The organism is Halomonas sp. MCCC 1A11062, assembly GCF_021404355.1.
In the GTDB taxonomy this organism is placed as follows: Bacteria; Pseudomonadota; Gammaproteobacteria; order Pseudomonadales; family Halomonadaceae; genus Halomonas; species Halomonas aerodenitrificans.
Genome location: NZ_JABFTW010000031.1, coordinates 13935 through 28282 on the forward strand (window position 1 = coordinate 13935; position 14348 = coordinate 28282).

At 52.0% G+C, this 14348-nt stretch carries 12 protein-coding genes and 1 pseudogene; 5 read left to right on the forward strand and 8 right to left on the reverse strand.

The window, feature by feature from the left end; all coding sequences use genetic code 11:
• The first annotated feature begins 21 nt into the window (after window positions 1-21).
• Together HOP58_RS20840 and HOP58_RS20845 are read left to right on the forward strand one after the other, a co-directional pair.
• The gene (locus tag HOP58_RS20840; protein ID WP_234261494.1) at window positions 22-2028 is read left to right on the forward strand and encodes an ATP-binding domain-containing protein; all 2007 of its coding nucleotides are present in this window, start codon (window positions 22-24) and stop codon (window positions 2026-2028) included.
• Between the two features lie 3 nt (window positions 2029-2031).
• A complete protein-coding gene (locus HOP58_RS20845) occupies window positions 2032-2664 on the forward strand; it encodes a hypothetical protein (protein WP_234261495.1) in 633 nt (210 codons plus the stop codon).
• 492 nt (window positions 2665-3156) lie between these two features.
• On the opposite strand, the gene HOP58_RS20850 is transcribed toward HOP58_RS20845, so the two are convergent.
• The gene (locus HOP58_RS20850) at window positions 3157-4464 is read right to left on the reverse strand and encodes an anti-phage deoxyguanosine triphosphatase (RefSeq protein WP_234261496.1); all 1308 of its coding nucleotides are present in this window, start codon (window positions 4462-4464) and stop codon (window positions 3157-3159) included.
• A 635-nt stretch (window positions 4465-5099) separates the two neighbouring features.
• Between HOP58_RS20850 and HOP58_RS20855 the strand changes: the two genes are divergently transcribed.
• The gene (locus HOP58_RS20855; protein WP_276574771.1) at window positions 5100-5918 is read left to right on the forward strand and encodes an ion transporter; all 819 of its coding nucleotides are present in this window, start codon (window positions 5100-5102) and stop codon (window positions 5916-5918) included.
• A gap of 46 nt (window positions 5919-5964) precedes the next feature.
• Here HOP58_RS20855 and HOP58_RS20860 read toward each other — a convergent pair whose 3' ends face one another.
• The 7 genes and pseudogenes from HOP58_RS20860 to HOP58_RS20890 form a co-directional block, all read right to left on the reverse strand.
• Window positions 5965-6744 (reverse strand): M15 family metallopeptidase, encoded by a 780-nt coding sequence (locus HOP58_RS20860; RefSeq protein WP_234261497.1) that lies wholly within the window; start codon window positions 6742-6744, stop codon window positions 5965-5967.
• Window positions 6745-6748: 4 nt separating this feature from the next.
• Window positions 6749-8026: a TRAP transporter large permease gene (locus HOP58_RS20865; protein WP_191223705.1), complete on the reverse strand. Its 1278-nt coding sequence runs from the start codon at window positions 8024-8026 to the stop codon at window positions 6749-6751.
• On the reverse strand, window positions 8023-8517 hold the full coding sequence (locus HOP58_RS20870) for a TRAP transporter small permease subunit (RefSeq protein WP_191223706.1): 495 nt from the start codon (window positions 8515-8517) through the stop codon (window positions 8023-8025). The genes HOP58_RS20865 and HOP58_RS20870 overlap by 4 nt, the downstream gene beginning before the upstream one ends.
• 60 nt (window positions 8518-8577) lie before the next feature.
• Window positions 8578-9615 (reverse strand): TRAP transporter substrate-binding protein DctP, encoded by a 1038-nt coding sequence (gene dctP, locus HOP58_RS20875; protein WP_191223707.1) that lies wholly within the window; start codon window positions 9613-9615, stop codon window positions 8578-8580.
• A 94-nt stretch (window positions 9616-9709) separates the two neighbouring features.
• Window positions 9710-10645 (reverse strand): LysR family transcriptional regulator, encoded by a 936-nt coding sequence (locus HOP58_RS20880; RefSeq protein ID WP_191223708.1) that lies wholly within the window; start codon window positions 10643-10645, stop codon window positions 9710-9712.
• A gap of 169 nt (window positions 10646-10814) precedes the next feature.
• A pseudogene (locus HOP58_RS20885) lies at window positions 10815-11833 on the reverse strand (IS3 family transposase).
• Window positions 11834-11858: 25 nt separating this feature from the next.
• Entirely contained in the window at window positions 11859-12767 is a 909-nt protein-coding gene (locus HOP58_RS20890) for a LysR substrate-binding domain-containing protein (RefSeq protein WP_234261498.1), read from the reverse strand.
• A 125-nt stretch (window positions 12768-12892) separates the two neighbouring features.
• Between HOP58_RS20890 and HOP58_RS20895 the strand changes: the two genes are divergently transcribed.
• Window positions 12893-13672, forward strand: a complete 780-nt coding sequence (locus HOP58_RS20895) for a 2OG-Fe dioxygenase family protein (RefSeq protein ID WP_086508247.1) — start codon at window positions 12893-12895, stop codon at window positions 13670-13672.
• 56 nt (window positions 13673-13728) lie between these two features.
• A complete protein-coding gene (locus tag HOP58_RS20900) occupies window positions 13729-14346 on the forward strand; it encodes a LysE family translocator (RefSeq protein ID WP_234261499.1) in 618 nt (205 codons plus the stop codon).
• Window positions 14347-14348 lie beyond the last annotated feature (2 nt).

A 14348-nucleotide genomic window follows, 5' to 3' on the forward strand; every position in this document is an offset into this window, starting at 1 on the left:
AAATTTCTAGAGGACTAAAAAGTGTCTAGCTGGTTTTACTGCCAAGTAGAAAAAAATGACAAAAACGCTCCGCTTATTAATAAACTTAGAGATCTTTCAAATGAGAATAAACAGCAAATTTATTTGATTGACAAACCCCTAAGCGATACAAAATACTCATATGGCTATAAAGATGCTCTCGTTCTGCTATCGCCTAAGCACAAAATAATTTTTTTGGATATTGGTGGTAATGAAGAGGAGTTTGAGGACTTCATAGAAGATTTCATTGAAGATATTGGCTCTATATCAGACAAATATCGCTATAGAAAAGTGATAGGCAGGCCGAGAAAATGGAAAGATACTCTTGTCGAAAAATACTCAGCTTTCGACCCTGATGAAATTTCAATCCTACTAAGAAATAATATTATTGAAAACCAAGAACAACAAAGAGCATGCGATCTTGTTATTTCGCTATTAACTGGCAGCATTAACGATATCGAACGCATAGGAGAAGAAACACCAAAGACACTCCTTGATGCAGTAAAACAAAAAATTCAGCTTTTCGATGGGGAGCAAACAAGATTCATCTACCAACCACCTGCCGAGAAGAAAGTTATTATCCAAGGCTTGTCCGGCACTGGAAAAACAGAATTGCTGCTTCACAAGCTTAAGGAAATATATACAAAAGAGGACAATTCCCGCATTCTTTTTACATGTCACAACAAAATCCTAGCAGCAAGTTTAAGATCAAGAATACCGAATTTCTTTGATTTCATGAAAGTCGAACAGCAAATTGCATGGGAAGAACGGCTTTGGTGTGTTCACGCCTGGGGATCAAGAACAAACAAAAACTCTGGCGCCTACAGATACATATGTGATTACTATAGAATTCCATTCCATGTTTTTTCATACAATTTTACATTTGATAATGCTTGCAAGGAAGCATGCGACTTAATTAAAGAAAAGATAGAAGAATTTGGATTTTGTTTTGACTATGTGCTAACTGATGAAAGCCAAGATTTCCCAGATTCGTTCTTAGAACTGTGCCAATTGGTCACAAAAGAAACAGTTTATATCGCTGGAGATATTTTCCAGAGCATATTTGACACGGAAATTGTGAGTTCAGTAAGACCCGATTTCTTATTAAGCAAATGCTACAGAACAGACCCAAAAACCTTAATGTTTGCTCATGGTCTAGGCATGGGCCTCTTTGAAAAGCAAAAGCTACGCTGGCTCGAAGATGAAGAATGGAAGGCGTGTGGATATATCACGGAAATTGATGAATCTCAAAACTTTTGCATTTTACATAGAGAACCCTTAAGACGATTTGAGGATATAGAACAGGAAGGTCTTTCAAGCAACGAAGTTATTGAATACACTAAGTATTCAGATATTAACGAAAATGTCATTTCAGCTATTGAAAAAATAATAGCCGAGCATCCAAGCGTGCAGCCTGATGACATAGGAATCATATTTGTTGACCCATCTAGCAAGACCTATAAAATGGTGGATCAACTTGCCCAAAGCATTGGTCGCAACTTTTCCTGGACCACAAATAAAGCATATGAAAGCAAAGAAAAGACTAGCAATTCTATTTTCATAAGCAACCAAAACAATGTCAAAGGCCTTGAATTTCCTTTTGTTATATGTGTAACAGAAAAAATCCGGCAAAGCTTACACCATCGAAATGCTTTATATATGATGATGACCCGATCATTCATAAAAACTTACTTGATCATTTCTGAAAGTGGCAATGAGGATCTTCTTCCCAACCTTTACAGACACATGGAAGAAATTAACGATACAGGAAGAATGACTATCAAAATACCTTCCATCGACGAAAGAGTTGATATAACGACTCAAATTGAGTTTACCGAGGACAATTTACCACTTTATGATTTGGTAGAGTTAGTATGCGACGAGCTTAACATCCCACATGTAAATAGGCCAAAGGCGCTTCAGATTGCCAGCATTTACTGCGACACTTACTTTGACAGGGAGGTAGTACATCGAGTTCTTCACAATAATCAAAAGTTGCTGATGAGCTAGAAAATGGCTAAAAACTATCATTATAAACTTGACCAAATTCAGACCGACAAACTTTTCCGTCCGATCAGAAAAAAAGGAGACACGATAAATGTTTTACTAGAGGCCATAAAAATAATAGAAATTTATGATGAACCACCAGGCTCTTTAGTAAAAAGCCATATGGCGCTCCATATTTCAAAAATGAGTCGGATTTTTTTTATTATGGAGAACAAAATTTTTACCATTAACTTCCCTTTCAAGATTTCTGTTGATGATAACGACTCTTTATCATTCCACACCTCATGCGGCATTGTTATCGATAGTAAAATGACTTCCCAAGGGCTATCAATAATGAAAGATTCTAGCACTATGGATGAAGAAGAAATATTCAACTTTGCTGACCCTATAGAAGATGCTTCTAAAGATAGCTCAGGTTTTTGGAATTTTTTTAGAGAATTGATAACTTATGAAGACGGCTACCTTAGATTCGATCATGACGAACAAAGGGCGAATGGAAAGCTACATCCACTTAATCATATAGATTTCTTCTATAGCAATCATGCAACCTTCAAGGTCGGACTAAATGGAAAATACGAACTCACGCAAATCATAGATTTATTAGACATTTGTACTGATTGCCATTTTTTGCATGCATAATAGACACCATTTCTGTGTGCCTTCGAGTTTTTCACCTGAATAAAAGGGCTCAGTTTGGCACGCTGGCACCACTTTACGGCAGTGGCGCTGCCGAGCCCAGAAGGCGACTTCTGTCGCCCACACGGCCGAACGAGGCACGCAGATGGTGTCGTCGCCCTCCTGCTCTAGCGAGCGGAAGCTTATGCCATATCGTCCGAGCCGCTCATCGGCATGAGTCCGAAGTCGGCCCGTCGAGCCGTCAGATGAAGCAGTACGGCGGAGCGAGTAATTGTCGGGCACGTCTGGGGCGGTAGCCGTGCGCTTTCAGACTTGCTTATGCGGGTTGAGGTGTGACAGTATCATGTTGAACGCCACTACTAGACCAAAATCAAAGTCAGGAGCAGGTCGTTGGTCGTTGGTCGCTACCAGTTACTCTATTCGATCTCTCCCGCATTCCCACAGCGCAACTTATTTTACAGTGCGTTATTGATAACCGCATTCTGCGCAATACTGTTACAACCTGTCAAAAATAGACCCCACATCAGGACTAAACAATTTATGATATAGCTTCTTGGCATAACTATCGGTCATCCCTGAAACATAATCACAAATCACACGATTCGGATTACCACTTAATTTATATTTTCCAAAAGTTGAAGATGGTAAAAGGCGGTTGGGATTTTGCTGCAAAACCTCGAACAACCTCAAAACTATCTGTTGCCCCTTATATTCTAGTGTTTGGACTTCAGGACGCTTAATGACATGATTAATAACAAAGCTTTTTAGCACTTCCAAAGTATGAACGGCCTCATCTGACATGCAAGCCTGAAGATCTAGCAGAGGTGTTTCAAAAACGCCCTGCGCTCTCACTTCAATTTCAGACACAAAATATCCAACCAACTTGCTAACAGCATGCTTTCTATCTTTATTAGAATATGAAAACAATTTCTCAGTGTAAAAGGTAACATCTTTCGATATTACGCTGTTTTCATCTAGCTTATCCAGCACATCTTGACTCCACTCTTTTTCTGTCACAAGCCTTAGAGCTAAGGCATCCTCAAAATCATGCACTCCATATGCTATATCATCAGCCAACTCCATTATTGACGTATCAAAAGCTTTATATTTTGATTTCGGTTTGCCATCCTTTACTTTGACCTTCCTAAACTCTTGGACGTCACGAACTGGCATTGCAGACAAAACCCAATCTAAAACTTCCTCCTCATCATCATGAATACATTTTGGAGGCTTGTAACTGTCAATATTAATTTTGTCATCACAAGCCTTATCAACTCCACTCACTGCCAACTCTTTATACAAAACTGGATATTTAATTATTCCCAACATCGTTCTTCTTGTAAGATCCAGACCTCTATCTGGAGAATACTCACCCAGCTTAGAAACAATTCTTAATGTTTGCCCGTTTCCTTCAAAGCCTCCATTCCATCTCATGTAGAAATTTAAGGCCACCTCGCCGCCATGGCCAAATGGCGGGTGACCGATATCATGAGAAAGACAAATTGCCTCAATTTGACTAAGACTGGGTATCCAATCAAAGACCTCATGAACAGATCCATATTTTTCTCTTAGTTTTTCACAAATACCGGAGCCGATTTGGGCAACTTCCAGCGAGTGCGTTAGACGCGTTCTATAGAAATCACTCTCACCCAGCCCAAGAACTTGAGTTTTTGACTGAAGCCTTCTAAATGCCGAAGAGTGTATTAATCTCGCTCTATCTCTTTGCGCCTGACTGTCACCAGAACTTGAATTAAAGGGTTTAGATTGATATCCATCCGCATAGCTTCTACGATCCTCCCACATAAACTCAACCCCTTGAACAATACTTGAAATTAGTTTCGTGCAAATGACCTTAAATAGGCAGAGAGTTACAGTACCCAAGCAGGACAATAATCTAGCTGCACCTGCACACACAACTGTTTCGTTAAGTGCCTTTGCGTTTCAGCCTAGCACCGAAACATGAGTCGTCCCATGACGGGAATCAACGCAATCCTACGAAAGGTGAGCGCTACTGGCTGGGAATCGCACCTCCCCCACCCTCACCCGGAAAAACGGAAAGTACGCCTCGGTGCCGAAGTAATTGCCCGCCTCGACACTGGTGGGCAGGGTGAAGCTTTCGAAATTTTGGAAGTCGTCGAGGATGCCGCCGAAGGGCTGGAGCCGCCACTGCTTCTCGGGGTTGGCGTCGCTCCAGCGTTGGAACTGTACCCAGCGCGGTTGGCCATCTTCGACCTAACCCTGGCGACGAGTAGTGTGACGCTGAGCCAGAGGCGGCCTTCCGCCATGCGGTCCAAGCCGCACAGGATTCGGTGTAAGCGTTGGCATAGCGCCCCCCTTGCGTATGAGCAGTATGTTAAAAATGCTGCGTTGCCCATTCGCTTGGGCAATGGGTCTGAGAATCGTGTACTGAGCAGTTGGCGACGGGGATAGGGGGATGCATGCAGCCATTGGATAGCCAGAAGGCCAGCCCCTATGAGGCTTGGCGCCATCGCTTGTACCAGATGCTCGAGCCCACTGCTCGTGAGTCCCCTGGGCTGTCGATCACCAACCGCTTCATCGCCGTTCTGATAGTTCTCGCCACGGCACTGACCATTCTGGAGACGGAGCCGGTTGTCCGAGCGCTTGCCCCACGTCTCTTCGTTACCGCAGAGGTAGTGCTGGCCTTGGCTTTTCTGGTCGAGTACGTTGCGCGCGTGATTGCGGCTGGCGAAGATCCTCGCTATCGAGGGCTGGCTGGGCGCCTGCGCTTCATGGTCAGCCCATGGGCAATCATCGACCTGCTGGCGATTCTGCCATTCTTCCTGACCATGGGGGCAGTCAACGCCTTCGCCTTGCGTCTGCTCAAGCTGATCCGGCTGCTCAGGCTCGCGCGCCTGGGGCACTTCTCCAACGCAATCGGCGATATCTATTCAGCAGTGCGCGGGCGACGCTACGAACTCACGGTAAGCCTGATGGTGGCTGTAGCACTGCTGATCGTCACCAGCAGCGTGATCTATGTTCTGGAAGCCAGCCATCAGCCCGAGGCTTTCGGCAGCATTCCCAGGGCGCTCTGGTGGAGCGTGGCCACCCTCACCACGGTGGGCTATGGAGACGTGACACCGGTAACCGCGGCTGGCCAGCTGTTTGCGGGTCTGACCGCCATCGTCGGCATCGGCATGATTGCCATGCCGACCGGCATCCTGGCCGCCGCCTTCAGCGATGCCATGCAGAAACGTCGGGAGCAGGCTGCAGAGGACACTGACGTGATGACCGAGTAACCTCCACACCGCAAAGGTTTGCGGCGGATTACGCCCTGGGAGAGCCCTAGCCGTCCGAAAACTGCCGCCGCCAGCGATTTTCGATGGTATCGAGTTCGGCCGGGCCGTAACGAGCGACACCGCTGCCGCTGTAGTGGGCCCAGAGCTGATCGCCGAAATCGTAGTGCCACCACTCGCTGGGCAGGTTGGTAAAACCCGCTTCATGCATCACGCGGTAGAGCAGACGGCGGTTGTCACGCGCCTGGCGCTGTGCCGCGCTCGAAGCCTTCAGCGTCTCGAGGTGATCGGTATGCGAGGCCGGAATGGCTTCGTCGAATTGCGTGCCCATGTCGAGGGGCATACCGTCGGCATCGCAGAGGGTCACATCCACGGCACCGCCGGTCAGATGCGGGCTCGGCGCCAGCGGGTCGCGACTCGGCAGCGACACGAATTCGCGCGTACGCACCATGAGCTCACCCTCATCGAGGGACGGATGATGGTGGTGGATCGCCTCATGCAGCGTATCGAACAGATACTGCTGCACGCGCCACGGCCTCCAGCCATCGAGCACCACCATGCCGATCCCCTCGGGTAGCCGCCGGGCGGCCTGAAGCAGCGCCCGATAAACCCCTTCACGCACGAAGCACTCGGGCACGGCACCGGGGATGCCCAAGCGGGCATAGGCGGGGAATACCTTGATGGGTTCAGGGGCGAGGCTCATCGGAATGAGACGCTCGCCGCATTCGGTGATCGGGAGCGCCGACACACGCTCCCACTCGGGAGCGTCCAGGCTGGGGACCCTGGCTAATGGGGTGCCGTCGGCAGTCGAGGAGTTGGAGGTCGGCATGGTCTTATCCAAGGACATGGGGCAGCCACAGGGTGAGCGGCGGGAACAGGATCAGCAGCAGCTGTACCGCGATGGCCGTCAGCACGAATGGCCAGATGGTCCGAAACAGTGAGACGATTTCCAGCCGGCTGACTGCTGCTGCCACGAACACGCAGGCCCCCATGGGCGGCGTGATCAGGGCGATGGTGATATTGAGCGTGATGACGATACCCAGATGCACGGGGTCGATCCCGGCCATCATGGCCACCGGCGCAAAGATTGGCGTGAGCAGCATCAGCGCCGAGACCTCTTCCATGAACATCCCGGTAATGAAAGTGATGGCGCTGAGCATCAGCAGGATCAAGACGGCATTATCGATATACGGTGCCAGCAACGAGACGAACTGCGCCGGCACCTGGGCGTAAGAGAGCAGCCAGCTGATGGTGGCCGAGGCTGCCATGATCAGGAAGATGGCCGAGGTGAGACGCGAAGTATCGACAATCGCCTGCCAGAACTGAGGCAGCCTAAGCCCACCCAGCACGACGCCGCACAGCGCGACATACAGGGCGGTCAAGGCGCCCGACTCGGTCGGGGTGACAAAGCCCATGACGATGCCCGCCACGATGATGAATGGTGCCACCAGCGCCGGCAGGGCGGCGACCGCTGCCAGCCCCAGCTCCTTGGCCTTCGGCAGCTGACCGCGCTTCGGCAGGCCATTGCGCCACGCATACCAGGCGTTCATTGCCATGAACGCCACCCCCAACAGCAGGCCTGGGATCACCCCGGCCAGGAACAGGTCCCCCACCGAGGTGTTGGTCAGCGACGCGTAGAGAATCATGAAGATACTGGGAGGAATGATGGGTCCGATCAGCGAGCTACCTGCCGTGAGACCAGCCGCGAAGGCGCGCGAGTAGCCTTCACGCTCCATCGCCGGCACCAGCAGCGAGCCCAGCGCCGAGGTGTCGGCCACCGCGGATCCGTTGACGCCGGCAAAGAACACGCTGGAGACGACGTTGACGTGGCCCATGCCACCGCGCAGGTGCCCCACCAGCAGGCGGGCCAACCCCATCAGGCGTTCGGTCAGCCCGCTGACGTTCATCAAGTTACCCGCCAGGATGAACAGTGGAATCGCCATCAATGAGAAGACATTGATGCCCCCGAAGTACTGCTGAGGCATCATGCGCGGGATCATGCTGGGGTCGACGAAGAGAAAGCCGACCAGCGCTGTCGTGAGCAGCGCGATGAACAAGGGCAGGCCAAGCAGCACATGGGCCAGAAAGACGGCCAGCATGGTCAGGATCATGATGCGGCGTCCTCCGTGGCAACCCGCAGGGGGGCGGGGCCGTACCAGAGCACATGCCAGGCCAGCAGGGCAAAACCGATGGGCAGTGACATGAGCGGTACCGTGCGGCTAATGCCCAACCCCGAGGTGGTGAACATGCTGACCGAGAGGGCGTAGCGGTAGCTGACCCAGGCGCCACCCAGGGCAATGCCAAGCGTCAGCAGCCACTGATAGAAATTCAGCAGGCGGGTCAGTGGGGGCGGCAGCAGTCGCTCGATCAGCGCCACACGCATGTGGCCGCCCTCTACCCAGACGGCACCGGCGGCGAGCATGACGGTGCCGATGATGAGAAACCGGGCGAGTTCATCGGTCCAGATCGGTGCGCCACCGGCGAAGTAGCGCATGAAGACGCCAAAGAGGATGACGCCCAGGTTGATCAGCAGCAGGCTGGCGGCGACTGTCAGCGACAAAGGTCGGCTGATCGCCAGCACGCGATGGCGCAGTGACGACATAGAAACGTCCTGTAATGAAAAGGGGCCGAGCGTCCCGGCCCCGAAGGAAACCCGCTGGGATCAGTCGAGCAGGTCGCTCATACCGGCATCTTCGAGTGCCATGTCAATCCAGCGCTGCTCGATGCCGCGATCGGACAGCCACTCCAGGTAGGCCGGCTGGCCAATGTCACGGAAGGCTGCCAGGTCGTCCTCGGAGGGGCGGATCACTTCCATGCCCTGCTCTTCGAGGAAGGCGATACGCTCCTCCACCTGCGACTCGTTGTGAATGCGGGCGTTATGGTTCGCCTCGGCTACGGCTTCCATGAAGGCGTCGCGCAAGTCGTCATCCCAGCCTTCGATCATCTGACTGTTGCCGACGAGGAACTGGTTGGAGTACTGGATGTTGGCCAGTGTCAGGTAGTCCTGCACTTCATAGAGGCTGCCCAGGATGATGTACATCGGCGGGTTCATCTGGCCATCGGCAACGCCGGTACGCAGCGCCATGTACACTTCGGTCCAGGGAATCGGTGTGCCGGATGCCCCGAAGGATTCGTACAGGGCGACCTGGCTGGGATCCATGGCGCGGAAGCGCAGCCCCTCGAAATCATCGGGATGGGTAATCGGCTTCTTGTTATTGGTAAAGGCCAGGAAGCCCCCCTCCTCTACCACCGCCAGCATATCGACACCGGCACGCTCTTTGAGCGTCGCTCCGATCTCACGCCAGTAGTCACCCTCGTCGAAGAAGGCGCGCGCGTCGTCGAAGTCATCGAACAGGAATGGAATCGCACTAACGAAGATTTCATCGACCAGCGGTGAGACGCCTGCGAACGACGCCACGTTCAACTTGGGCGTGTTCATGGTCTGCTCCATGCGGTCCTCTTCTTCCCCCAGCATGCTGTTGGGATAGAGTTCCAGCAGGATTTCGCCATCGGTCTTGTCTTCCACCAGTTCCTTGAGGTTGGTGGCAAAGACATGCACGGCATTCCTGTCGGGATCGGGTGCACCGTTGTAGCTCAAGTTGATGGTGGTCGCGGCCATGGCCTGGCCGGTGAGCAACACACTACCCAGCAGGCAGGCAGACGCCAGGGCAGTCAGCGGAAAGCGCTTGGACGATGTCATTAGTTGTCTCCTTGTTATTGGCGAAACACATTAGCAGGGTATGGATTGACCTGTTGACTATGCAATACCCAAAGCGTTGTCAAAAAAGCAACAGTCAGTCCTGCTCGGCCAACAGCCTGGGGGCATCGTCGCGGAAGAACCGCATGCCCTGGCTAAGGTGGGTCAAGCAGGTCTGGGCGGCCACGCTCAGTTTGCGTCCGTCCAGGCTCACGATCTGGGCGCGCGCCTCGCTCATGATCGGGTACGACAACGGCAGGTGCCGGATCTCATCGCGCTGAATTTCATCCAGCACCGTCAGTTCCGGCATGAAGGTCACGCCGATGCCGGAGCGCACGAAGTTCTTCAGCACCGCCACCGAATTGGTATGCAGCCTGGCCTTGAGGTGCACACGCTCCTGATGGGCCACCATGTTGACCATCTGGCGCATGCCAAAAGGATTGTCCATGAGCGCCAGGGGCCAATTCGCCAGATCCCGCAGCGTTAGCGGGCGCCTCAGTTCCAGGAGGGGGTGGTCGGGAGGCACGATGAGGTCCAGGGGCTGGCGCGTCTCGACGTGGCAGTGAAGCGCCGGATCGACGGGCGGGGCATACAGCAGGGCAAGGTCCACCTCACTGTCCTTCAGCAGCGACATGGCCTCATTGACCCCGGCCATGCGGATTTCCACCTCAATGCCGGGAAAAGCGTTCATAAAGGCATTCATCGGGGCGTCGATGAGGTCGGCAATGAAGCCTTCACCGACGGCAATACGCACCTCCCCACGCGCCACGCCCTGCAAGGCAACCAGCTGCGATAACACTGCCTCCTCCGCAGAGCGCTGCGCATGGTAATGCTGCACCAGCAGCTTGCCAGCTTCCGTGGTGCGCATGCCGCCGCCATAGCGCTCGCATACTTGCACGCCGAGGTCTTCCTCGAGTTGCTTGAGCTGGCGGCTGATGGCCGATGGATCGACGTGCAGGTAAGCGGCGGCACGTCGCAACGAACCGCGACGAATCACTTCGTTCAGGTAGGCAAGCGCACGGGGATTCAGCATTCAAGGAGCTTCCTGGCAACGGTATGGGTTGAGCGCGCCGTTGCGCTCGACTGCCGCTTACCCTATCCCAAGTTACTCGCACTGTGGGGGAATCGATCTTGCCTAGTGCCATTGAGCGCTACGGCACCGGAAACCGCACTGATCTTACCCAGCATTGGTGGGCACCGATCTAAGCGATCATTCGAGCCTCAAAAGCCTCTGGGCTGATCATCCCGATGGAACTGTGCCGGCGTTGTCGGTTGTAGTCCAACTCAATGTACTCGAACACCTGCTGCCGCTGTTCGCCACCCGGGTCGCGAATCGCTCGCCGTGAATGGCTTCGACCTTGAGGCTGTGAAAGAAGCTCTCGGCGCAGGCATTGTCGTAGCAGTTGCCTTTGGCGCTCATGCTGCACCGGAGGCTGTGCCGGGTCAGCAACGACTGGTACAGCGTCGAACAGTATTGGTTCCCGCGGAGTGAGCGATTACGCCCTTTGGCCTCTTCCGGCTCCACAGGGCCATTTGCAGCGCATTACCGACCAGATCAGCCGTCATGCGCTCGCCCATCGCCCAGCCGATCACCTTGCGCGAGTACAGATCAATCAACACCGCCAGGTAGAGCCAGCCTTCACCGGTCGCCAGGTAGGTGATATCGCCGACCCATTTCTGGTTCGGTGCCGTAGCGCTGAAGCCCTGCTCCAGCAGGTTCGGTGCGACTGGCAAGCCATGCCGTGAATTCGTCGTGGCCTTGAACTTGCGAGCGGCTTTCGCCCGCAAACTCTGCCGACGGAGGCTGGCAGCAACGGTATTGCGGCAGATGGCTACGCCAGCATCGTTCAGGTCATGGGTCAGCCTGGAAGCGCCTGAGCGCCCCTTGCCCTGTTCGAAGGCCTGAACCACACGCTGATCGGTGATCGCTTGTCGGCGGCGGCGGGGAGACGGCTCACCACCACGCTGTCGCCAGGCGTAGTAGCCGGCCGCTGCGGGCAACGCCGAGAAACGCGCACATCCGTTGAATGCTGAAGGCCTGACGATGCGCTTTGCTGCCGCTGGGCCTTGGCCCGCCATTGATAAAGCTGACTGGGCTGAAGACCCAGCTAACGAGCGGCGGCACTGGCCCCAATACGGTCGGCGAGTGCCAGCGCCTCATCCTTGCAAGCCTGGGAGTAACGGGTCGGGTTTTCTTCATTGACGTTGCTTGCCTTGCCATGGGGCACCTCGTTCAGTGCACTGCCTTAACGGGGTGTCCACTGTTGCTGGGAAAGCTCAGAAACCTGTCGGATGCTTTCCATAGCTTCAGCCGAAATCCATTCTGATAAACGCAGGCACTTTTCATCTTTATCGAAAGGTCTTGGTGACAGTAGGCAATAGGATGAGCCGTCCTTTAAAAAGCCAAACGGTGCCGAAAGCTGATTACTTGCAAGCTCATCCTGAACCATGAAGAAAGACGAAATGGCCATACCTAGCCCCGACACGGCGGCTTGAATACATAGATAAAAATGCTCGTAATCAACCCGGACACATTCTCTCTCTGGAATACCACTCAGACGAAGCCAGGTATCCCAAGCTTTCGGCCGAGTCCCTGAGTGAAGCAAGCGCATACCCTTCAAAATATCAGCATCCGGGCACGTTCCGGCAGCGCATACCGGCCCAACCCATTCATCACAGATTTTTATGGCGTGAACCGTATCGTCCCAATGGAAATCGTCACGGCGCAACGCAATATCCACACCCGTTTTGGTAAAATCAATGGCTCCGCCAGCCGCCACCAAATGCAAATTGATATCTGGGTGTGCTTTATGAAGAGAGGGTAAGCGTGGAATCAACCACTTCATTGCGATGGTTGGTTCACAAGACAACACCAACACGCCTTCCCTAGACTCTTGCTGTAGACGGTACACTACACCTTCGAGTTGTTCGAAGAGAGGAGTAGTGACCGCTTTAAGTGCGCGCCCCGCAGGATTCAGAAATATCGCCCGGTTACGGCGGTCGAATAGTTCAACACCTAGCTCGCTCTCGAGAAGTCGAACCTGGCGGCTCACAGCCCCATGCGTGACATGAAGCAGCTCGGCGGCTTTCACGAAACTCTGAGTCTGAGCTGCAACGTCGAAGAACCGAAATGCACCTAATGGTGGAAGCTTCATTATTTCCTCGACAAAAACTATCGAATTTTTGACAATATAAATCGCTTTTCTTCTTCCTGCAAGCCCCCCAATAATCCTCTTGTCGCTACATCCAGCGACCGTCGCTCACTGTATGGAGGGATCCCATGAAAAGCTTCGTTGAAAATTCACCCATTGCGGCCGAAGTGAGGAGCTTTGCACCGGCGCAGCCGCCGATCGATAATCTGTGCAAATTACTAGCACAGAAAGACTACTGTTTTCTTACAGCGAAAAAGATGCAAGATCTTTTGTACTCGGTCGATGAGACATCATTAGAAGATTGGAAAGCATTCCAAGATAGCTGGAATCGGCTTCAACAAGACTCGTATATGAGAGACGGCGGCACCTACCGGTACCGGAGGCACGCAACCTATAGTGCCGTTCCTTCTGGCAACACTGCACGACTGGAAGCACACCAGCCTCATTATCAAAGCACTGACTACAACACTTTAAACGGTGGCATCGCAAGAGACTTCGCTCACATTGAAGACGCAATAATCTCTAATAAAGTAATGATTGCCGCTCTGGAATTCTGCTGCGCATGTTTCACTCGCCTTGCTCCTTACTACGCGTGGCATATCGAGGTTCACCAATTTCGCATTGATGCGTCCCATACCCGGGCGTCCCCGACACCAGAAGGAATCCATCGAGACGGTGTGAATTTTGTCTTCATGATGCTAGTGAACCGTATCAACGTGGTTAATGGAGAAACTTCAATCTACAATCTAGATAAAAAACGTCTATCTAGCTATACGTTAGCTACCCCATTCGAAGCTGCCATTGTAAATGACGAACGCGTCATGCATGGAGTAACCCCCATCATCAATCTTGATAAAAACAACCCTGGATACCGTGATGTGCTGGTCATTACTTTTAGCAAGTGCTGAAAAACTGAACCCAATAGGCACGGAAACATTCGTGCCTTTTTCATAGGGAAAATTAGATGAATGAACTCATAGCTGTAGCAGCTATCACCATTCTCGCTGTCATAAGCCCCGGACCTGATTTTGCAATGGTTACGCGTAATAGCTATGCATTTGGCCGGCGCGCGGGACTAATAACTGCCATGGGTATCGCATGTGGCGTTCAAGTCCACGTACTGTATACAGTACTTGGCATATCTGTAGTCATCACAAGCACACCATTATTATTTTTCTCCATGAAAATCTTAGGCGCAGGCTATTTGATTTTTCTCGGGATAAAATCATTAACAAATAAACCAAAACTTAAACTAGAAACTGGATCAAAAAATTCACCTACAATTTTCGGTGCTTTTCGCATGGGATTTCTCACCAATGCCCTAAATCCAAAAACTATGCTTTTTGTGGTCGCCACGTACACCCAGGTGGTGAATGTAGAAAGCTCATTAACCAGCAGCTTCGCATACGGCCTTTTTATTTCAATATCGCACTGGATGTGGTTCAGTATCGTCGCATATTTTTTCTCAGCAAAAGCACTACGTCGCATCATGTTAGATAAACAGAATTTCGTTGACAAAAGTATTGGAACCGCACTGATAGGGTTAGGACTCTCTCTAGTTTTCGCTAATATCGCCCCTTAAAA